This is a genomic window from Albibacillus kandeliae, from assembly GCF_003116585.1.
GTDB lineage: Bacteria > Pseudomonadota > Alphaproteobacteria > Rhodobacterales > Rhodobacteraceae > Albibacillus > Albibacillus kandeliae.
In genome coordinates this window covers 629,046-649,956 of the sequence record NZ_QEHM01000003.1, presented here as the reverse complement: position 1 = coordinate 649,956, position 20,911 = coordinate 629,046, and the positions used below count along the sequence as shown (strand labels likewise).

The following is a 20,911-nucleotide window of genomic DNA, read 5'->3' as shown; positions in this document are numbered from 1 at the left end:
GGCGGTCAGGTTTTGACCGCCTCTTTCAGTTTATAGAGGGCGTCCAGCGCCTCGCGCGGGGTCATCTCGTCGGGATGCAGACCCTGCAGCAGGTCGAGCGCGGGCGAAGGCTCGGCTTTGACAGGACGCGGCGCCGGCGGCGGTGCGGCGGCAAACAGCGGCAGATCGTCGATCAGCGCCTTGGGCCGGGCCCCGCCTTCGCGTTCACCCTGTTCCAGCGCGTCGAGCACGACGCGGGCCCGGGCGACCACCGATTTCGGCAACCCGGCAAGCTGAGCGACCTGAACCCCGTAAGATCGGTCGGCCGCGCCTTTGCGCACCTCGTGCAGGAAGATCACTTCGCCTTCCCACTCCTTCACCGCGACGGTCGCGTTCTCGACACCCGCCAGCTTCCCGGCAAGCGCGGTCAACTCGTGGTAGTGGGTCGCGAACAGGGCCCGCGCCCGATTGGTCTCGTGCAGGTGTTCCAATGTCGCCCAGGCGATCGAAAGGCCGTCATAGGTTGCGGTGCCCCGGCCGATCTCGTCGAGGATGACCAGCGCCCGGTCGTCCGCCTGATTCAGGATCGCAGCGGTCTCGACCATTTCGACCATGAAGGTCGAGCGGCCCCGAGCAAGGTCGTCCGAGGCGCCGACGCGGCTGAACAACTGGCTCACCAATCCGATCCGGGCCTGCTCGGCGGGAACGTAGCTACCCATTTGCGCCAGCAGGGCAATCAGGGCGTTCTGGCGCAGGAAGGTCGATTTACCGGCCATGTTCGGACCGGTCAGCAACCAGACCGCCGCGCCATCCGTCGCCGACAGGTCGCAATCATTGGCAACGAAGCTTTCCCCCTCGCGCCGCAGGGCCCGTTCCACCACCGGGTGACGTCCTCCTTCGATCCGGAAGGCACGTGAGTTGTCGACTTCCGGCTTGCACCAGTCCTCGGCGCGGGCGAGGTCGGCCAGCGCGGTGGTCAGGTCGATTTCGGCCAGGGCGCGGGCGGCGGTGCCGATCCGGGCCGCAACCTCAAGAACAGAGCCTTTCAGCCCGTCATAGAGCCGTTTTTCAAGCTCCAGCGCCCGGTTCCCTGCGTTCAGGATCTTGGTTTCCATCTCGCTCAGTTCGACCGTGGTGAACCGTACCTGGTTCGCCGTGGTCTGACGGTGGATATAGGTCTCTGACAGGGGCGCCGAGAGCATCTTGTCCGCATGCGTCGAGGTGGTCTCGATGAAGTACCCCAGCACGTTGTTGTGCTTGATCTTAAGCGAGGTGATGCCGGTATGCTTGATGTACTGCTGCTGCATCCCCGCGATGACAGACCGGCCCTCGTCCCTGAGCGCCACGGCTTCATCCAGGTCCGAGTCGAACCCGCGGGCAATGAAACCGCCATCGCGGGTCAGCAGCGGGGGATCCGCGACAAGCGCGGTGTCGAGCAGGGCGGTAAGGTCGTCAAAACCCACGAGGTCGAGCGCGGCCCGCGCGATCAGATCGGGTGCCTCGCTGTTCGAGACCAGGTCGGAGATCGCCTGTGCCTGTTCCAACCCGGTCCGGATAGAAGCAAGATCGCGGGGGCCGCCCCGATCGAGCGCGAGCCGTGACAAGGCGCGGTCAAGGTCCGGGGTCTTTTTCAGCGCGTCGCGCAGGTCGGCGGCAAGGCGAGATTGTTCGATGGCGAATTCGATGGCGGCAAGGCGATTCTGAATGGTTCCAAGATCGCGCGAAGGGCTCGACACCCGCTGATCCAGCAGGCGCGCCCCCCCGGGAGTTACCGTGCGGTCGATGGCCGAGAGCAGCGACCCTTCGCGCCCGCCGTTCAGGCTGCGCGTCAGTTCGAGGTTGCGCCGGGTTGCGGCGTCGATCTGCACCACGCGTTCCTGCGCATCACGCACCGGTGTCTGCAAAAGGGGCAATTTGCCTTTCTGCGTGATCTCCAGATAGTCGATCACCGCGCCCATCGCCGAGATCTCGGCGCGTTCGAAGGCACCGAAGGCATCGAGCGTGGAGACACCAAAGAGATCGCACAGCTTCTTTTCCGCCGCGGTGCTGTCGAAACTGGAGCGGCCAAGCGGGGTGAGCGCAATGCCAAGATCTTCGGCCAGCCCATAAGGCGCATCAGGCCCGTCCACAGCGATCAGCTCGGAGGGGGCAAGCCGGGCGAGCTCGGGGCCAAGCCGCACCTCAGGCAACAGCATGACATGGAACGCGCCAGTCGAAATATCGGCCCAGGCCAGCGCGGATTCGTCTCTGATACGGGCGAATGCGGCCAGAAAGTTGTGCCGGCGGGCCTCCAGCAGCGCGTCTTCGGTGAGGGTGCCGGGCGTGACAAGCCGGACCACGTCGCGCCGGACGACGGACTTGTGCCCGCGCTTCTTGGCCTCGGCAGGGCTCTCCATCTGTTCGCAGACGGCAACGCGGAATCCCTTGCGGATCAGCGTCAGCAGGTAGCCCTCGGCGGCATGCACCGGAACGCCGCACATCGGGATATCGTCGCCATCATGCTTGCCGCGCTTGGTGAGCGCGATGTCGAGCGCTTCGGAGGCGGCGACGGCATCCTCGAAGAACATCTCGTAGAAGTCGCCCATCCGGTAGAACAGCAATGCGTCCTTATGCGCGTCCTTGATTTCAAGGTATTGCGCCATCATCGGCGTGACGTTTGACAAGATGGTCCCCCGAGCCTTGCGGTTCATGTCTTTCGGATCAGAGGCGACCTTACAAATCCCCCGGCGGGGACGAAAGGCGAAAACCATGCCGATTCCCTAAAGAGATTGAGGCTTTGCGCATGCTGGGATAAGACCGCGCCTACCTGCGAGGAGGGGCCATAAATGTCCAAGTCGAAAATCACGCCGGAAGAGGCGCTTGCCTTCCACCTGGAGCCGAGCCCGGGCAAGTTCGAGGTACGCGCCACGGTCCCGATGACCACCCAGCGCGATCTGAGCCTTGCCTATTCGCCCGGCGTGGCGGTGCCCTGCGAAGCCATCGCGGAAAACCCCGAGATGGCCTACGACTACACCAACAAGGGCAACCTCGTCGCGGTGATCTCGAACGGGACCGCCGTTCTGGGTCTGGGCAACCTTGGCGCGCTCGGGTCCAAGCCGGTGATGGAAGGCAAGGCGGTTCTGTTCAAGCGCTTCGCCGACGTGAACTCCATCGACATCGAACTCGACACCGAGGATCCGGATGCCTTCTGCCAGGCGGTCAAGCTGATGGGCCCGACCTTTGGCGGCATCAACCTCGAGGACATCAAGGCGCCCGAGTGCTTCATCATCGAGCAGCGGCTCAAGGAAGAGATGGATATCCCCGTCTTCCACGATGACCAGCACGGAACCGCCGTGATCTGCGCCGCCGGTCTGATCAACGCGCTGCATATCTCGGGCAAGAAGATCGAGGATGTGAAGATCGTCCTGAACGGCGCCGGTGCCGCCGGGATCGCCTGCATCGAACTGCTCAAGCGTATGGGCGCGCGGCACGAGAACTGTGTCGTCTGCGATACCAAGGGCGTGATCTACCAGGGCCGGACCGACGGCATGAACCAGTGGAAGTCGGCCCACGCGATCAGCACCAAGCTGCGGACCCTCGAAGAGGCGATGAAGGGCGCGGACGTCTTCCTTGGCGTGTCGGTCAAGGGGGCGGTGACGCCCGCGATGGTTCAGAGCATGGCCGAGAACCCGGTGATCTTTGCGATGGCGAACCCCGATCCCGAGATCACGCCCGAGGAGGCGCACGAAGTGCGGCCCGACGCGATCGTCGCGACCGGGCGCAGCGACTACCCGAATCAGGTAAACAACGTTCTCGGCTTTCCCTATCTCTTCCGCGGCGCGCTCGACATTCATGCGCGCGCCATCAACGACGAGATGAAGATCGCCTGCGCCGAGGCGCTGGCCGAACTCGCGCGCGAGGATGTGCCGGACGAGGTTGCGCTGGCCTATGGTAAATCGCTGAGCTTTGGCCGTGACTACATCATCCCCACGCCGTTCGACCCGCGCCTGATCCACCGGATCCCGCCGGCCGTGGCCAGAGCGGGGATGGATACCGGCGCGGCACGGCGTCCGATCATCGACATGGACGCCTACGAACTGAACCTGAAGAGCCGGATGGATCCGACGGCCAGCATCCTGCGGGGTCTGAATGCGCGCGCCCGTGCGGCGCAGGCGCGGATGATCTTTGCCGAGGGCGACGATCCGCGCGTTCTGCGGGCGGCGGTGATGTATCAGCGCTCGGGCCTCGGCAAGGCCCTGGTGGTCGGCCGTGCGGACGACGTGAAGGCCAAGCTTGAAAAGGCGGGTCTGGGCGACGCGGTGTCGGAGCTGGAAGTCGTCAACGCGGCAAACACCGCGCATCTGTCGACCTACAAGGACTTTCTCTACAACCGGCTCAATCGCAGGGGCTTTGACGCGCAGGACATCCACCGGCTCGCGGCGCGCGACCGCCATGTGTTCGCGGCCCTGATGCTGGCCCACGGCCACGGCGACGGCATGATCACCGGCGCGACACGCAAGTCGGCGCACGCGCTGGAGCGGATCAATCATGTCTTCGATGCCGATGCCGCACATGGCGCGGTCGGGGTGACGGCACTGCTCTACAAGGGTCGAATTGTCCTGATCAGTGACACATTGGTCCACGAATGGCCCGACGATCAGGACCTCGCGACCATCGCCGAGAAATCAGCCGACGTCGCGCGCCACATGGGGCTCGAGCCCCGTGTCGCCTTCGTCAGCTTCTCGACCTTCGGTTACCCGATCTCGGAGCGCGCCGAAAAGATGCACCACGCGCCGCTGGTTCTGGAAGAGCGCGGCGTCGATTTCGAGTTCGAAGGCGAAATGACGGTGGATGTGGCCCTGAACACCAAGGCGCAGGCGGCCTATCCCTTCTGCCGTCTGACCGGCCCGGCGAACATTCTCGTGGTTCCGGCGCGGCACTCGGCCAGCATCTCGGTCAAGCTGATGCAGGAAATGGCCGGTGCAACGGTGATCGGCCCGATCCTCACCGGCGTCGACAAGCCGATCCAGATCTGTTCGACCGGATCCACGGCGAACGACATCCTGAACATGGCGATCTTCGCGTCCTGCAAGATCGGCTGAGCGCTCCTCGGTCAGCCGGCCTCGATCGTGGCCGGCTGGCAGGTGGCGCAGTTTGCGAGATTGCCGTGATGCCCGTCGTGGCACCGGATCGCAAAAGCGGTCACGATCAGAACGCCTAGCAGGATCGGTTTGAAGGTGTTCATCGTCAACATGGCCGTACTCCTTTCCCTTTGACGGTTACGCTGTTTCCCGTGGCGGGCAAGCCTCCAGGCATCTGCGTCACGCACTGGTGACTTTCGTTACCACTTGGCCTTGGCCGTCGCTGCGCCTAGCGTGCGGCGAAACACGGCGCGCGGCGCCGGAACCGTTTGGATCGACGAGAGGAAAGCTGCCTGATGCGGATAGCGATGTGGTCGGGGCCGAGGAACCTCAGCACGGCAATGATGTACTCCTTCGGCAACCGCGAGGATTTCGCAGTTGTGGATGAACCCTTCTACGCCGCCTACCTCGCGGCGACCGGGCTTGACCACCCGATGCGCGACCAGATCCTCGCCTCGCAATCTCAGGATGCAGCGGCCGTGGCGGAAGCTCTGACAGGCTCTATTCCGGGGGAAAAGCCGCATTTCTATCAGAAGCACATGACCCAGCACATGATCCCGGAGGTTCCACGTGACTGGATGGGAGAGGTCACCAACGTCTTCCTTCTGCGCCATCCCGCCCGCGTGGTTGCGAGCTTCTCGGCCAAGTACGACGCGCCCACGCTCTCGGACATCGGGTTTTCCCAGCAGACCGAGCTTTACGAGCAGATCGTGGCCAGTGGCGATGAGCCGGTGATCATCGACAGTGCCGATATCCGCCGCAACCCGGAGGACATGCTGCGCAAGTTGTGCGACCGCCTTGGCCTCGCATGGGATCCGGCGATGCTCTCGTGGAAGAAGGGCGGCCATCCCGATGATGGCATCTGGGCTGCGCATTGGTACGGGGCCGTGCATGACTCGACCGGCTTTGCGGGACCGGAGGGCGCGCTCCCCGAGCTTGACGGCGCGCTTGCCCGCCTGACCGAGGAAGCCATGCCGCACTATGAAAAGCTCTACGTCCACCGGCTCACCTAAATTTTCTCGGGCCTGAAACTTTCCTGACCGATCCAGCGTGACTTCTCTGTCCGGGCGCTCATGGCGCCCGGCCCAAGGAGCGATTGATCAGACAGGGAGATTGGGAATGAGACTGGTTATCGTCGCCGCGGCCGCGGCTTGTGTGGCGTCTTCGGCCTGGGCCGAGGGTATGGATCCCATGGTCGAGGCCATGGATCAGGATGTGTCCAACGGCGTGGTGTCGGCGTCAAAGATCGTCGCGCAGGAAAACGGCTGGATGGTTGTCCACCGTACCGACGCCAGCGGCAAACCGGGCCCGGTGGTCGGCTATGCGCCCTTGCGCGCGGGCGAGAACATAGACGTGGCGGCGCTGCTGCAGGAAGACGTCCAGCCCGGCGACATGCTGATGCTGATGATCCATTCCGAAGCAGGCGGCATGAAAACCGGTGTCTTCGAATACACGCTGGGCGCTACCGAAGACGGCCCGATCAAGCCCGGCGGATCGCTGGTGATGCAGACCATCACGGCGGATTGATTTCGGTTTAGCGAGTGATCGGGGGTGAAGAGTAGGGCGGTCTCGGAGATCGGGGCCGCCCAGTTTATTGCGGGAAACCGGTCTGGCCCGGCGCAGATACGAAAAAGACCCGGCAGCTCATCGAACCACCGGGCCTTTCTCAAATTTCAGAGCGAGTTCAGCCCTTCAGGCGACGGTCGCGCGCGGCCAGCAGCTTGAGCCGCAGCGCATTCAGCTGGATGAAGCCCTTGGCGTCTTCCTGATTGTAAGCGCCTGCGTCTTCTTCGAAGGTCACGTGCGCCTCGGAATAGAGCGAGTGATCGGACCAGCGGGCCACGGTACGCACCGAACCCTTGTAGAGCTTGAGCTTGACCGTGCCAGAGACGTGCTCCTGGCTCTTGTCGATCAGCGCCTGCAGCATCTCGCGCTCGGGGCTGAACCAGAATCCGTTGTAGATCAGCTCGGCATAGCGCGGCATGATCGAATCCTTGAGGTGGCCGGCACCGGAATCGAGCGTGATCTGCTCGATGCCGCGGTGCGCTTCCAGCAGGATGGTGCCGCCGGGGGTCTCGTACAGACCGCGGGACTTCATGCCGACGAAGCGGTTCTCGACCAGGTCGAGGATGCCGACGCCATGCTTGGAGCCCAGCTCGTTCAGCTTGGTCAGGATCGTGGCGGGCGACATGGCCTCGCCGTTGATCGCCACCGCGTCACCCTTTTCAAAGGTGACCTCGACGAACTCGGGCGCGTCCGGGGCATCCTCGGGCTTGGTGATGCGCTGCAGCACGTAGTCGGGCGCTTCCTCGGCCGGGTTTTCCAGCACGCGGCCCTCGGAGGAAGTGTGCAGAAGGTTCGCGTCAACCGAGAAGGGCGCTTCGCCACGCTTGTTTTTCGCAACGGGGATCTGGTTCTGCTCGGCGAACTCCAGCAGCTTGGTCCGCGAGGTCAGGTCCCACAGCCGCCAGGGCGCGATCACCTTGATATCGGGGTTCAGCGCATAGGCGGCCAGTTCGAAACGCACCTGGTCGTTGCCCTTGCCGGTCGCACCGTGGGCGACGGCGTCGGCCCCGGTCTCGGCGGCGATCTCGACAAGACGCTTGGAGATCAGCGGACGCGCAATCGAGGTGCCCAGCAGGTACAGGCCCTCGTACAGCGCGTTGGCGCGGAACATCGGGAAAACGAAGTCGCGCACGAACTCTTCGCGGACATCCTCGATGTAGATGTTCTCGGGCTTGATGCCCAGCAGCTCGGCCTTCTGGCGCGCCGGTTCCAGCTCCTCGCCCTGGCCGAGATCGGCGGTAAAGGTGACGACCTCGCAACCGTATTCGGTTTGCAGCCATTTCAGGATGATCGACGTATCGAGGCCGCCGGAATAGGCCAGCACGACTTTCTTGGGCGCGGACATGGAAAATCCTCTTTCTCAGACCGGCTGGGGCGTAGCCGTTTTTCCGCGCCGGGGCAAGGGCAGCCCCCGGGCTCAGGACCCGAGAAAACGGGGCATTTCGCTCTGAAAGCGGGTTTTGGAGCGCTCATAGGCCCCGATGATCTCCTCCAGCCGAACTTCATTGGCCGCGCCGGCGGCGCATTGGCGTTCCCCGAGGTCGCAAAGCTCCGCAAGGGACCGGAACCCAAGGTTCAGGGCGCTGCCCTTCACGAAATGCAGGTCGGCCTCCATGCGTTCAATCTCCGGCGCGTCCCGCAGACGCCCGATCACCTCCTCGACCTCGCGCAGTAACAGCGCGACCACTTCGTCAAAATCCTCATTCCCGATCTCTTCGCGCAACTCGTTCACCCGAGACCACGCGATCATGCCGGACATCTCTCATCGCTCCTCCGCCGAGAACAGATGGGTTGGGTGTCAATGATGTTGCCTGCCGGGAGGTTACTGCCGGGTTAAAAGATGCATGTGAATACGGAAAATTGTCTGTTTTACATGATCTTAACGGACGCACCCCAATAGTCCGAACCCAATGCCGACCGGTAACCCAAAAAGGCCCGTCACAGTGCCAAAGATCGTGTCATCCCTCCCTGACCGCCCGGAAGCAGGGTCTATCCAGCGCGTTCTGGTGGTGGATGACAGCCTGTTGCAGCGGCGCATTCTCTCGGGGTTTCTTCGAAAATGGGGCTACACCGTGATCGAGGCAGCCAATGGCGACAGCGCGATCGAGCTGTGCCGGACCATGCGCCCCGACCTCGTGCTGAGCGACTGGATGATGCCCGGTCTCGACGGGCTGGAATTCTGCCGGGCCTTCCGCGACCTGACGGGCGAGGAGTATGGCTATTTCATCCTGCTGACCTCGAAGAGCGAGAAGGTCGAGGTCGCCCGTGGGCTGGACGCCGGAGCCGATGATTTTCTGACCAAGCCGGTCAATCCGGGGGAACTTCGGGCGCGGATCAGGGCCGGGGACCGTCTGCTTGCCATGCAGCGCGAAGTCTCCGAGAAGAACAGGGTCATCGGCGACACGCTTCACAAGCTGCAGGCGGCCTATGACTCGATCGACCGTGACCTGATGCAGGCCCGCAAGATCCAGCAGTCGATGGTGCCTGAACTGTCGCGCTCCTTTGGCCGATCCCGGGTCAGCCTGCTACTGAAACCCTGCGGGCACATCGGCGGCGATCTCGTCGGCATGTTCTCCCCCGCGCCGGACCGGGTGGCCTTCTACGCCATCGACGTGTCGGGCCACGGGATCACCTCGGCCATGATGACGGCGAGGCTGGGTGGCTACCTGAGCCCCAGTTACTTCGATCAGAACCTCGCTCTCGCGTGGCAGCCCGACGGCAGCTTTGCCCTCCGCCCTCCGGCCGAAGTGGCGCGTCTCCTGAATGTCCGGCAGCTCGCCGATACCGGCATCGACGAGTATTTCACCCTGGCCTATGCCACGGTGGACCTGACCGATGGCCATCTGCAACTGGTGCAGGCTGGTCATCCGCACCCGCTGCTGCTGCGGGCGGACGGCGCGGTGGAATTCGTGGGGCAGGGCGGGTTGCCGGTGGGCCTGTTGACCGATGCAGGTTTTGCCCAATGCGATCTGAGGCTCAGGCCGGGCGATCGCCTGTTGTTCTATTCCGACGGTTTCACCGAGTGCCGCCTGGCGGATGGTCGCATGCTCGATACCGACGGGTTGCTGCGCCTGCTTTCGGCCTGCGAGCCCGGTCAGACCGGGCAGGAGCTGCTGGATGATCTGTTCTGGAACCTGACGCAGTCGATGGACCCGGAGACCGGGTTGCAGGACGATGTCTCTGCAACCCTGTTCGAGTATGGCGGCTGACCCGGCCCTCAGACCCAGCCGGTGAACTGCGCGACGAAATGGCGGTCGCCGGGGTTGCCCAGCTCGGCCAGAGCGGCGTCAATCGGCAAGTGCATCGCGATATGACCGGGTTCACGCGGATCCGAAACCTGACGCACGGGCCGTGCAACGTAAATGTTGCAGATCTTCTCGGCCCAGAGGTCGTATTCGGGCATGTAGGCAAACCGGCGGAAGGCACCCAGCCTTCGAGGCGCCGAAATCAGCCAGCCGGTTTCCTCGTAGACCTCCCGGTGAAGCGCGGCGAGGGGGGACTCGCCCGGGTCGATCCCACCACCGGGCAGCTGTATCTCGGGCTCCGGTTCGCTCTGCCGGGTGACGAGAAGCCCGTCGCCAAGGGGCAGAATTGCATATGCGCCCGGCCTGCGGGTATACGTCCGCCCCTGTTGAGGAGGGGTGCCGAATCGTCTGATCATGAGCGGGGCCCTTCATTCCCGGGTTGTTGACCCTATATTGCGGCGGTATGCCAAGACACGGCGTTTAAGGAAACCCCATGACCTTTGGACCAAAACTTGCGTGGGACGACACCGTCCTGCCCTTCCAGCTCGATGCGACGAACATGCGTGGTCGTGTCGCGCGGCTTGATGGCGTGCTGGACGGGATCCTGAAACAGCACGATTACCCGCCCGCCGTCGAGGCGCTTGTGGCCGAGATGGCATTGCTGACGGCTCTGATCGGCCAGACGATCAAGCTGCGCTGGAAGCTGTCGCTCCAGATCCAGTCCAAGGGCGCGGTGCGGATGATCGCAACGGACTACTATGCCCCCCAGAAAGAGGGCGAGGCGGCGCGGATCAGGGCCTATGCAAGCTTTGATCCCGAGCGGGTCAATGACTCGGTCCCGATGCACCAGGTCGGCGAAGGCTATTTTGCCATCATGATCGACCAGGGGCAGGGGACGGCGCCCTATCAGGGCATCACCCCGCTGACCGGAACCACGCTGAGCGATTGCGCCGAGGCTTACTTCGCCCAGTCCGAACAGCTGCCCACCCGCTTCTCGCTGAGTTTCGGGCGGTCGGCCGGCCCGGACGAGCCCGAGCACTGGCGCGCCGGGGGCATCATGCTCCAGCACATGCCCAAGGCGTCGCCCTTTGCGGCCACGCAGGAGGGCAATGGCAATGTTCTGACGGCCAGCGATCTGGTCGAGGGTGAGGAAGAAGAGAACTGGAACCGGGTGAACATCCTGCTCGATACCGTCGAGGAGCTGGAGCTGATCGGGCCCATCGTTCCGCCGACCGACCTGCTGGTGCGCCTGTTCCACGAGGAAGGGCCGCGGGTCTACGATGCGCAGGCCGTTCGCTTTGGCTGCACCTGTTCCGAGGACCGCGTGCGCCAGAGCCTGTCGATCTACTCGGCCCGGGACATCGAGAAGATGACCACGGACGACGGCCGGGTCACCGCCGACTGCCAGTTCTGCGGCGCACATTACGACCTCGATCCGGCCACCGTCGGTTTCGATGCGGAGAAGCCCGCAAGTGAATGACATCGCGCACCTGCTCGGCACGGCCCTGTCGCGGCCGGGCGGGGCGTCGTCCGACTTTGACCTGAACCCCGGCACCGTGTTGCCCGAGGGGCGCAAACTGCGCGAGGCCGGGGTGCTGATCGCGGTGACGACCTATGGCGGGCGCCCCGAGGTCCTGCTGACCAAACGGTCCTCGGCGCTCAAGCACCATCCCGGTCAGATCGCCTTTCCCGGCGGCAAGCGCGAAGAGGGCGACGCCGATGTCGCCGCCGCCGCGCTGCGCGAGGCCAGCGAAGAGATCGGCCTGCCCGAAGACCGTTCGGTGATCCTTGGGCAGATGCCGACGCATGAGACCGTGACCGGCTTCATGGTGACTCCGGTGGTTGCCATGGTCGAGCGGCCCTTCGAGATCATTCCCCAGCAGAGCGAGGTCGAGGAAGTCTTCTCGGTGCCGTTGTCTCACCTGCTGGATACATCGAATTATTCCATCCAGTCCCGTCGCTGGCGCGGTACGCGCCGCCACTACTTCACCGTGCCCTGGGGTCCGTATTATATCTGGGGCGCAACCGCCCGGATGCTCCGGGCCCTGGCCGCACGGATGGAGGAATGACGCACGTCACCGGACCTTGGCTGACCAATTCCGCCACGCAGGCGGTCTGCCGTGCCATTTCTGCCGGTGGCGCGCAGGCGCTCTTCGTGGGGGGCTGCGTGCGGAACGCCCTGCTAGGAACCGAAACCTCCGACATCGACATCGCGACCGATGCCACGCCGCATGAGGTCGTGAGGCTTGCCAATGCCGCCGGGATCAAGGCGGTCCCGACTGGGTTCGATCATGGAACCGTGACGCTGGTCAAGGGTGGCATCCCGCACGAGGTCACCACCTTTCGGCGCGACGTGGAAACCGATGGCCGCCGCGCGGTTGTTGCCTTTTCGACCCGGGTCGAGGAAGACGCGGCGCGGCGCGATTTCACCATGAACGCCCTCTATGCCCGCGCGGATGGCACCGTGATCGACCCGCTGAACGGGTTGCCCGACCTGCAGGCCCGCCGCGTCAGGTTCATTGGCGATGCCGAAGCCCGGATCCGCGAGGACTACCTGCGGTCGCTTCGCTATTTCCGGTTTCACGCCTGGTATGGCGACCAGGCTCAGGGGATGGACCCAGATGCGCTGGCTGCAATCGCGGCCAATCTCGACGGGCTCGACCGTGTCTCGCGCGAGAGGATCGGGGGGGAGTTCCTGAAACTACTCGCCGCACCGGATCCGGCGCCCTCGGTCGCGGGGATGCGGTCCGCCGGTGTCCTGTCCCACGTCCTGCCGGGTGCCGATGACCGTGGGTTGGCGCCGCTGGTTCACCTCGAACAGCAGAACGGGATGCTGCCCGATGCGCCCCGTCGCCTCGCCGCGCTGGGCGGGGACGAGGCCATCGCCAACCTTCGCCTCAGCAAGGCTGTCGCCGGGCGCGTCGCCATCCTCCGCGAGGGCATCGGCTCGGGTGTTTCGGGTAGCGAACTCGGCTACCGGCTGGGAGTCGATTCAGCCCGCGATATCCTGTTGCTGCGGGCCGCGATCTTTGAGCAGCCGCTGGACCTTGCGGCGTGGGAGCGCGCAGCGGCGGGGGCAGGCGCAGAATTTCCGCTCAAAGCCGCCGACCTGATGCCTGCCTACAGCGGCAAGGCTCTGGGTGCGAAACTGTCCGAGTTAGAGACGAAATGGATCGCCTCCGGCTTCTCCCTGACGCGCGACGATTTGCTGTCGTCGTAAAAACTTCACGCTCTCAGTTTGACAATTTTTGCCCTCGAGGGGTGACAAAACGGATTTTCCCGGCTATCGCTCCTGTCATCTAACTCAGTCGGAGGAATGCAAATGTATTACGGGCTCTGGTTCATCTGAACTGACCACCCGTATCGCGGTGGCTTGGTTTCTGTCACCCAACACTACATTTGCGTCTAATTTGCTCGTGAGGAGCACCCGACTATGTTCCGTTTCTTTGAAAATCTTGTGGACCCTTATGTCTCCTATGAGGAGAAGGATGTTCCTCCAAACCGTCTCTGGCCCTTCCTGAGGGACTATTGCGGCCCGTTCTGGAGGGTCTTCTTCTGGACCGGCCTGCTGTCCATCGTCGTGGCGGCCATCGAGATCTGGCTGATTTACTACATGGGCCGGCTGGTCGACATCATGGGCGGCGATCCGCAGGTGGTCTGGCAGCGCTACGGGCTAGAACTGATCCTCGTGGGCCTGTTCATCCTGATCCTCAGGCCGTTGCTGCACGGGCTCGACGTTCTGCTGCTGAACAACGCGATCATGCCCAACTTCGGGACGCTGATCCGCTGGCGGTCGCACAAGCACGTGCTGCGGCAGTCCGTGTCGTGGTTCGAAAATGATTTCGCAGGCCGCATCGCGAACCGGATCATGCAGACCCCGCCCGCAGCGGGCGAGGTGATCTTTCAGGTCTTCGACGCGATCTCCTTCTCGATTGCCTATCTCGTGGGCTGCGCCGTGCTCCTCTTTGCCGCCGATCCCCGGTTGCTGATCCCGATGCTGATCTGGCTCGTGCTCTACGGTCTGCTGACCCGCTGGACCGTGCGCAACGTCGGCCCCGCCTCGCAGGCGGCGTCGGATGCGCGCTCGGCGGTCACGGGCCGGGTGGTGGACAGCTACAGCAACATCCACTCGGTCAAGATGTTCGCCAACGATAACCACGAGCTCGACTATGCCAAGGAGGCCATCGAGAAGACCCGCAAGACGTTCCAGGCCGAGATGCGCATCTTCACGGTGATGGATCTGCTGCTCTTCACGCTCAACGGTCTGCTGATCGTCGGTGTCGTGGGCTGGGCGATCCTGCTCTGGCTGCAGGGCCTTGCCAGTGTCGGTGTCGTCGCGGCGGCAACCGCCCTGACCCTGCGGCTGAACGCCATGACCGGCTGGATCATGTGGGCGCTGACCACCTTCTTCCGCCAGCTCGGCGTGGTGGCCGAGGGGATGCAAACCATCGCCCAACCGATCGACCTCGTCGATGACAAGGGCGCGCGGGCGCTCACCTTCAGCGAGGGCAAGATCGAGCTCGAGGACCTGTCGCACCACTACGGGCGTGGGTCCGGCGGGCTGGACCGGCTGAACCTGACCATCGAACCGGGCGAAAAGATCGGTCTGGTGGGGCGGTCTGGCGCGGGCAAGTCCACGTTGGTCAAGCTTCTGCTGCGGTTCTACGACCCTGAAACCGGCGAAATCCGGATCGACGGGCAGAACATCGCGCAGGTCACGCAGGACAGTCTGCGGCGCAAGATCGGGATGGTTCAGCAGGACAGTTCCCTGCTGCACCGCTCGGTGAGAGAGAACCTGCTCTATGGCCGCCCCGATGCGACCGATGCGCAGATGATCGCTGCCGCGAAAAAGGCCGAGGCCCATGACTTCATCCTGGACCTCATCGATCCGCAGGGGCGCACCGGCTACGACGCCCATGTGGGCGAGCGCGGCGTCAAGCTCTCGGGCGGGCAGCGGCAGCGGGTGACGCTGGCGCGCGTGATCCTCAAGGATGCGCCGATCCTGCTGCTGGACGAGGCGACCAGTGCGCTCGACTCCGAGGTGGAGGCCGCGATCCAGCGGACCCTCTACGGCATGATGGAAGGCAAGACGGTGATTGCAATTGCCCACCGTCTGTCCACCATTGCCCAGATGGACCGCATCCTGGTTCTGGATGGCGGGCATATCGTCGAAGAGGGCACCCATGCCGTGCTTTTGGAACGGGGCGGACTATATGCCCAGTTCTGGGCACGCCAGTCGGGCGGGTTCCTCAACATGGATGAGGCCGAGGCAGCGGAATGAAGATCGCCGACGTGATTAACGCCTTCCGACCAGCAGAGGGTCCGCCACCGCGGACCCTCGTCGCTTTCATGCGCTGGTGCCTGTCCGGGGCATGGCCAGCGCTGTGGGCGGCCGCGGTTCTCTCGGCGCTCGCCGGGGGGCTGGAGGCCGGCACCGCCTATGTCCTCGGCCACGTGATCGACACCGCGACGTCGAGCGGGCCGGCGAACTACTTCGACGGCTCCAATACAGCCAGCATCCTTGGCGCGCTGGCCTTCTTCCTCGTCGCGCGGCCGCTGCTGATGGGCCTGTCCTCGGCAGCCAACTCGATTATCATCGGGCCGAACGTGAACCCGCTGGTCCTGTCGCGCCTGCATCGCTGGACCCTCGGGCAGGCGGTCAAGTTCTTCGACGACGACTTTGCCGGTCGCATCGCCCAGAAGCAGATGCAGACCGCGCGGGCCGTCACCGACGTGGCGGTCGAGATGATCAACGTCGTGGCCTTCGCGCTTGCCTCGCTGGCCGGTTCGCTGATCCTGCTGACGACGATCAACCCGGGCATCACGCTGACCTTCCTCGTCTGGCTCGTCGCCTATTTCTTCCTGATTGCGATATTCCTGCCCAAGATCCGCCTGCGGTCCGCAGCACGGGCCGGGGCACGGGCAATGGTCTCGGGGCAGGTGGTCGACACCATCACCAACATCAAGACGGTCAAGCTGTTTGCCCATGCCGACTTCGAGGATCGTGCCGCGCTGGGCGCGATGGAGACCTTCCGCAACAGGGCGCTCGATTTCGGCTACATGGCGGCGAGCTTCCGCTTCCTCCTGATGACGCTGGCCGGGGTGCTGCCCGTTCTCCTGATTGGCGGGACGCTGCTGTTGTGGCGCAACGGAAACGCGACCGAGGGCGATATCGTCGCCGCCGGTGCCATCGCCATCCGCATCGCGCAGATGACCGGCTGGGTCAGCTTCACGCTGATGACCATCTATTCCAACGTCGGCGAGGTCGAAGACGGGATCCGGACGCTGACTCCCCCGGTCCGCATCGACGACCCGGAGGGCACGCCCGACCTTCAGATCGACCGGGGCCAGATCGAATTCCGCGACGTGAGCTTTGCCTACGGACGCGAGAGCGGCGGTGTGCAGGATATCAACCTGACCATTCACCCGGGCGAGAAGCTGGGTATCGTCGGCGCCTCGGGGGCCGGGAAATCCACGCTCGTCTCGTTGTTGATGCGGCTCTACAAAGGTGAAGATGGGGAAATCCTGATCGACGGCCAGAATGTCGAGGCGGTGACGAAAGAGAGCCTGCGCCGACAGATCGGGATGGTCACGCAAGAAACCGCGATGTTCAACCGCTCGGCCCGCGAGAACATCCTCTACGGCCGTCCCGAGGCGACCGAGGAAGACCTGATCGCGGCGGCCAAGAAGGCAGAAGCGCATGAGTTCATTCTGAACCTGATGGATCACAAGGGCCGCACGGGGTACGAGGCGCACCTTGGCGAGCGTGGAGTCAAACTCTCCGGCGGTCAGCGGCAGCGCATCGCGCTGGCCCGCGCCATCCTCAAGGACGCGCCGATCCTCGTGCTGGACGAAGCGACAAGCGCGCTCGATTCCGAGGTCGAGGCCGCGATCCAGACCGCGCTGCACCGGGTGATGGAGGGTAAGACGGTTCTGGCCATCGCGCACCGGCTGTCGACCCTGTCCGAGATGGACCGCATCCTCGTCCTCGAGGACGGGCGGATCGCCGAGGTAGGCACCCATGACGCGCTGCTGGCCAAGGGCGGCCTCTACGCCCGGTTCTGGAATCGCCAGTCCGGCGGCTTCATCGGCAGCGAGGCGGCAGAGTGACGTCCGATGCAGCGAGTGATGATCGTCGGCCAGCCCGGAGCCGGTAAATCCTGGCTTGCGCGCGAAATGGGCCGGATCACCGGCCTGCCGGTTCACCACATGGACTCGATCCACTTTCTGCCCGGCTGGGTTCCGCGCCCTGCGGACGAAAAGATCGAGATGGCCCGCGCGGTCGAGCGGGGAGAGGCCTGGATCTTCGAGGGCGGGCTCTCAGCCACCTATGACACGCGGATGCAGCGCTGCGACACGCTGGTCATTCTCGACATGCCCCTGTTGTTGCGGGTCTATCGCGTGGCCCGGAGAACGCTGCGCGATCACGGCCGGACCCGGCCAGAACTGCCCGAGGATTGCCCCGAGCGCTTTGATCCCGAATTCTGGCGCTGGATCTGGCAGACGCGGAACACACACAGGCAGGAATTGCGTCGGCTTCCGGCCCGCGCTCCGGCCCATGTGCGCGTACACCACTTGCGCACTCCCCGCGAGGTGAGGCATTTCCTCGAGACCATTCGCCCGGGGAGTCCAGCCTGATATGCCAGAGTTCACCATCCAGCGCCTCGGTCACCAGGGTGACGGAATCGCCCAAGGTCCCGTGTTTGCACCGCGTACCCTGCCGGGCGAGGTGGTCAGCGGCACGCTGGACGGCAACCAGCTTGCGGATATCCGCATCGTCACGCCCTCGTCGGATCGGGTCCAGCCGCCGTGCCGGCACTACCGGTCCTGTGGCGGCTGCCAGTTGCAGCACGCGTCGGACGACTTCGTGGCGCGCTGGAAGCAGGACTTCGCCCGCACGGCGCTGGCCGCGCAGGGGATCGATACGGAATGGCGCGATATGGCGATTTCTCCGCCTCACTCGCGCCGCCGCGCAACGGTTGCGGTGCGACGGACCAAGAAGGGCGCGCTCACCGGGTTTCACGGCCGCGCTTCGGGCACCATCACCGAGATTCCCGATTGTCACCTGCTGGACCCCGACCTGATCGCGGCCCTGCCGATGACCGAGGCGCTTGCCGCGCTGGGCGCCAGCCGCAAGGGCGAGATGGCCGTCACGCTGACCCTGTCGGGCGGCGGTCTGGACGTCGCGGTGAAGGGCGGCAAGGTGCTCGATGGGCCGCTCGAAATGGCGCTGGCCCAGTTCGCAGAGGCACAGAGGCTGGCCCGGCTGGCGTGGGAGGGCGAAACCATCGCCACCCGCATCCCGCCGACGCAGGTCTTTGGCCGTGCTGCGGTGGTGCCACCGCCGGGCGCCTTCCTTCAAGCCACAGCCGAAGGCGAGGCCGCCCTGCTGGCCGGTGTGCGCGAGATCGTCGGCGCGGCCAAGCGGGTGGCCGACCTCTTCGCGGGCTGCGGCACCTTCGCCCTGCCGCTGGCGGAAACCGCCGAGGTCCATGCAGTCGAGGGGGAAAAGGCGATGACGGCGGCGCTCGACAAGGGGTGGCGTGAGGCGCAGGGCCTGAAACGGGTGACGAGCGAGGCGCGCGACCTGTTCCGTCGCCCCCTGATGCCCGACGAACTGTCGCGCTTCGACGCCGTGGTGATCGACCCGCCCCGCGCGGGGGCCGAGGCGCAGGTCGCCGAACTGGCGCAGGCGGCGGTTCCGGTCATTGCCCATGTCTCGTGCAACCCGGTGAGCTTTGCCCGCGACGCGCGTACGCTGGTCGATGCGGGCTATCGTCTGGACTGGGTTCAGGTGGTCGATCAGTTCCGCTGGTCGGTCCATACCGAACTTGTTGCCCAATTTAGCAGAACCTGACGCGAATCCACTGAATTCAGGCGCGACTCACGCGAATGTCGGTTTGAAACGCGGCCGATTTCGTCTATGCGTCCGAAAAAACCGTCAGGGGCAGACAGAGCATATGGAACGGCGGACATTCGCGTTCGGAGCGCTTGCAACATTGGCCATTCCCGGCTGCAGCGCGAGCAAGTTCAAACGATACAACGGGCCAGAGGTCACCTCGATCGTCGTCAACAAGACGGCGAAGCGGATGTTCCTTCTGCACAACGAGGACGTCCTCAAGGCCTACGACATCTACCTCGGCTTTGCGCCGGCGGGGCCCAAGCAGTTCGAGGGCGATGGCAAAACGCCAGAGGGCACCTACCTCATCGACCGGCGCAACCCGAACAGTTCGTTCCACCTGTCGTTGGGGATCTCCTATCCCAACACGCAGGACATCGCGTTCGCCGAGTCCATGGGCAAGCGCCCGGGCGGGAACATCTTCATCCACGGCCAGCCGAACAACGACAAGAAGTCCGGCAAGAAGGAAAACTGGACCGCGGGCTGCATCGCCGTGCGCGACAAGGAGATCGAGGAGATCTACGCCATGGTCCGCAACGGCACGCTGATCACCATCCGCGCCTGAAGTCTGGGCCGATAAGGTTCGGGATGGGCGATCAGTCGCCCATCACTAGCGTCCACCACAGCTTGCCGTTGCTCTCCTGGAACCAGGCAAAGCCGAGGTTGGTCGCGCTCGGGTCGAGGATGACATCCCGTGTCCCGGCTTCATCCATCCATGCGGCAAGGGTTTCCAGCTCGGTCTCGTAGGTTTCCGAGATGTTTTCTCCCAGCATCCGGCCCTGATAGCCGACCCGGCGCACGCGATCGAGCGGCGAGGAACCGTCGGAGCCGAAGTGCCACGGGCGGTTCTGGATCGACATGTCCCGCGCATGGGTGGCGGCAGCAGCGTTCAGTTGGGAATTCAGCTGCACCGGCCGGGCCCCCGAGGCCTGACGCAGGGCATTGACGGCGTCGAGCATGCGGTACTCGATCTTGGGTCCATCATTCTTCTTGATGTGGTAGACCTTGGGCAGCGGATTGCCGTTCGCATCCATGTGTACTTCGGGCGCGGCAGTACATCCGGCAAGGATGAGACCGGCGCTCAGAACCACAGACAAGAGACGTACCATTTAGCTACCCCGAAGATGCATTTGCGAGCTTCGCTTTACCGCGCCGCAGGCCGCAGCGCAAACGGGCATAGCCTAAATGTGATCGGTCGTCGTGGGATTGGTTTGCGACTGCGGCTTTGGCGACCTATACAACGCCAATCAGGTGTTTTCAGAACCCAGACAAGAGCAACAATCATGAGCAAGAAGAGCCAAAACCTGCCGACCCGCCGGGGATTCCTGGGCGGGGTGGCTGCCGGCGCTGTCGCCCTGGGGTCCACGCCCGCACTGGCGCAGAGCGTCAACGGCGCCGGGACCACGGAGGTCGAGCGCGACCTGAGCAAGTCCGTGCGTCACAACATCTCGAGCTTCCGGTCGCTGGAGTGGCAACCCTACTTCAGCAACCTTAAGGGCGGCGCCATCCTCGTCGATATCACCTCGCGCGCGCTGCACTACTGGTCCGAGGATCAGGGCATCTACAAGCTGTATCCGACCTCGGTACCGCTGACCGATGACCTTACCCGCAAGGGCCGGACCGAGGTTGTCCTGAAGGATCCCAATCCCGATTGGCGTCCGACTCCGTCGATGCGCGAGCGCAATCCGGAGTGGCCGGAATACATGCCTCCGGGGCCGGGCAATCCGCTGGGCACGCGCGCGCTGCACCTCAGCTGGACCTACTACCGGATCCACGGAACCCACGACACGCGCAAGATCGGCCGCCGCTCCTCGAACGGCTGCATCGGGCTCTACAACGAGCACATCGAGGAACTGTACGAACTGGCCAATGTCGGCACTCAGGTGTTGCTGATTTGACCGGCCCAGTCGCGGATCGCCCCCGGGCCATCCGCGACTGTTGCGACCCTGGGGAGAGGGTCGCTAGGATGATGGAGGAGGATTTATCGGTGCAAGTCGGGACTTTAGGCGGATTTCAGCCGTAGGGCGTTTCGCGCCCGCCGGCGATTTTCGACCCGCTTCATCGGCGCTGCATAAGTGTGCCGGGGCCGCTTCGGTTCCCGG

Annotated in this window: 19 protein-coding genes; 13 read left to right on the top strand and 6 right to left on the bottom strand. The window is 64.3% G+C overall.

The features are described from left to right. Positions 1–5: 5 nt before the first annotated feature. Positions 6–2,624 carry a DNA mismatch repair protein MutS gene (gene mutS / locus DDT93_RS08990; RefSeq protein ID WP_109465801.1) on the bottom strand — a complete coding sequence of 873 codons (2,619 nt, stop codon included), beginning with the start codon at positions 2,622–2,624 and terminating at the stop codon, positions 6–8. Positions 2,625–2,804: 180 nt separating this feature from the next. Between mutS and DDT93_RS08985 the strand changes: the two genes are divergently transcribed. Beyond that, positions 2,805–5,060, top strand: a complete 2,256-nt coding sequence (locus DDT93_RS08985) for an NADP-dependent malic enzyme (protein ID WP_109465456.1) — start codon at positions 2,805–2,807, stop codon at positions 5,058–5,060. Between the two features lie 11 nt (positions 5,061–5,071). Here the strand turns inward: DDT93_RS08985 and DDT93_RS26465 are convergent, their stop codons facing one another. Beyond that, on the bottom strand, positions 5,072–5,212 hold the full coding sequence (locus DDT93_RS26465) for a hypothetical protein (RefSeq protein WP_157960131.1): 141 nt from the start codon (positions 5,210–5,212) through the stop codon (positions 5,072–5,074). 183 nt (positions 5,213–5,395) lie between these two features. Between DDT93_RS26465 and DDT93_RS08980 the strand changes: the two genes are divergently transcribed. Together DDT93_RS08980 and DDT93_RS08975 are read left to right on the top strand one after the other, a co-directional pair. Beyond that, positions 5,396–6,112: a sulfotransferase-like domain-containing protein gene (locus DDT93_RS08980; RefSeq protein WP_109465455.1), complete on the top strand. Its 717-nt coding sequence runs from the start codon at positions 5,396–5,398 to the stop codon at positions 6,110–6,112. Between the two features lie 169 nt (positions 6,113–6,281). After that, on the top strand, positions 6,282–6,626 hold the full coding sequence (locus DDT93_RS08975; protein ID WP_408607925.1) for a DUF7282 domain-containing protein: 345 nt from the start codon (positions 6,282–6,284) through the stop codon (positions 6,624–6,626). A gap of 157 nt (positions 6,627–6,783) precedes the next feature. Here DDT93_RS08975 and DDT93_RS08970 read toward each other — a convergent pair whose 3' ends face one another. Beyond that, complete coding sequence (locus tag DDT93_RS08970) at positions 6,784–8,010, bottom strand: argininosuccinate synthase (protein ID WP_109465453.1); 1,227 nt, start codon at positions 8,008–8,010, stop codon at positions 6,784–6,786. A 72-nt stretch (positions 8,011–8,082) separates the two neighbouring features. Further along, a complete protein-coding gene (locus DDT93_RS08965; RefSeq protein ID WP_332872690.1) occupies positions 8,083–8,424 on the bottom strand; it encodes an Hpt domain-containing protein in 342 nt (113 codons plus the stop codon). Positions 8,425–8,608: 184 nt separating this feature from the next. On the opposite strand from DDT93_RS08965, the gene DDT93_RS08960 reads away from it, so the two are divergent. Continuing rightward, the gene (locus DDT93_RS08960) at positions 8,609–9,874 is read left to right on the top strand and encodes a PP2C family protein-serine/threonine phosphatase (protein WP_232825404.1); all 1,266 of its coding nucleotides are present in this window, start codon (positions 8,609–8,611) and stop codon (positions 9,872–9,874) included. A gap of 8 nt (positions 9,875–9,882) precedes the next feature. On the opposite strand, the gene DDT93_RS08955 is transcribed toward DDT93_RS08960, so the two are convergent. Then, positions 9,883–10,326 (bottom strand): NUDIX hydrolase, encoded by a 444-nt coding sequence (locus DDT93_RS08955; RefSeq protein ID WP_109465451.1) that lies wholly within the window; start codon positions 10,324–10,326, stop codon positions 9,883–9,885. A gap of 77 nt (positions 10,327–10,403) precedes the next feature. Here DDT93_RS08955 and hslO point away from each other — a divergent pair, with 77 nt between their 5' ends. The 8 genes from hslO (at position 10,404) to DDT93_RS08915 (ending at position 19,374) form a co-directional block, all read left to right on the top strand. Further along, the gene (gene hslO, locus DDT93_RS08950; RefSeq protein WP_109465450.1) at positions 10,404–11,390 is read left to right on the top strand and encodes an Hsp33 family molecular chaperone HslO; all 987 of its coding nucleotides are present in this window, start codon (positions 10,404–10,406) and stop codon (positions 11,388–11,390) included. Further along, on the top strand, positions 11,383–11,979 hold the full coding sequence (locus DDT93_RS08945) for a CoA pyrophosphatase (protein WP_232825403.1): 597 nt from the start codon (positions 11,383–11,385) through the stop codon (positions 11,977–11,979). The genes hslO and DDT93_RS08945 overlap by 8 nt, the downstream gene beginning before the upstream one ends. After that, positions 11,976–13,130, top strand: coding sequence for a CCA tRNA nucleotidyltransferase (locus DDT93_RS08940; protein ID WP_109465448.1), 1,155 nt, complete (start codon positions 11,976–11,978; stop codon positions 13,128–13,130). The genes DDT93_RS08945 and DDT93_RS08940 overlap by 4 nt, the downstream gene beginning before the upstream one ends. 213 nt (positions 13,131–13,343) lie before the next feature. Continuing rightward, positions 13,344–15,191 (top strand): ABC transporter ATP-binding protein, encoded by a 1,848-nt coding sequence (locus DDT93_RS08935; protein WP_109465447.1) that lies wholly within the window; start codon positions 13,344–13,346, stop codon positions 15,189–15,191. Continuing rightward, positions 15,188–17,020: an ABC transporter ATP-binding protein gene (locus DDT93_RS08930; RefSeq protein WP_109465446.1), complete on the top strand. Its 1,833-nt coding sequence runs from the start codon at positions 15,188–15,190 to the stop codon at positions 17,018–17,020. Before DDT93_RS08935 ends, DDT93_RS08930 begins: the two co-directional genes overlap by 4 nt. Positions 17,021–17,026: 6 nt before the next feature. Further along, complete coding sequence (locus DDT93_RS08925) at positions 17,027–17,548, top strand: P-loop NTPase family protein (protein WP_109465445.1); 522 nt, start codon at positions 17,027–17,029, stop codon at positions 17,546–17,548. A 1-nt stretch (position 17,549) separates the two neighbouring features. Next, positions 17,550–18,767 carry a class I SAM-dependent RNA methyltransferase gene (locus DDT93_RS08920; protein WP_109465444.1) on the top strand — a complete coding sequence of 406 codons (1,218 nt, stop codon included), beginning with the start codon at positions 17,550–17,552 and terminating at the stop codon, positions 18,765–18,767. A gap of 103 nt (positions 18,768–18,870) precedes the next feature. Next, positions 18,871–19,374 (top strand): L,D-transpeptidase family protein, encoded by a 504-nt coding sequence (locus tag DDT93_RS08915; RefSeq protein WP_109465443.1) that lies wholly within the window; start codon positions 18,871–18,873, stop codon positions 19,372–19,374. A gap of 31 nt (positions 19,375–19,405) precedes the next feature. Here the strand turns inward: DDT93_RS08915 and dalA are convergent, their stop codons facing one another. Next, the gene (gene dalA / locus DDT93_RS08910; RefSeq protein WP_109465442.1) at positions 19,406–19,918 is read right to left on the bottom strand and encodes a divisome-associated lipoprotein DalA; all 513 of its coding nucleotides are present in this window, start codon (positions 19,916–19,918) and stop codon (positions 19,406–19,408) included. Between the two features lie 174 nt (positions 19,919–20,092). On the opposite strand from dalA, the gene DDT93_RS08905 reads away from it, so the two are divergent. Then, positions 20,093–20,707 (top strand): L,D-transpeptidase family protein, encoded by a 615-nt coding sequence (locus DDT93_RS08905; protein WP_109465441.1) that lies wholly within the window; start codon positions 20,093–20,095, stop codon positions 20,705–20,707. The last annotated feature ends 204 nt before the right edge of the window (positions 20,708–20,911 follow it).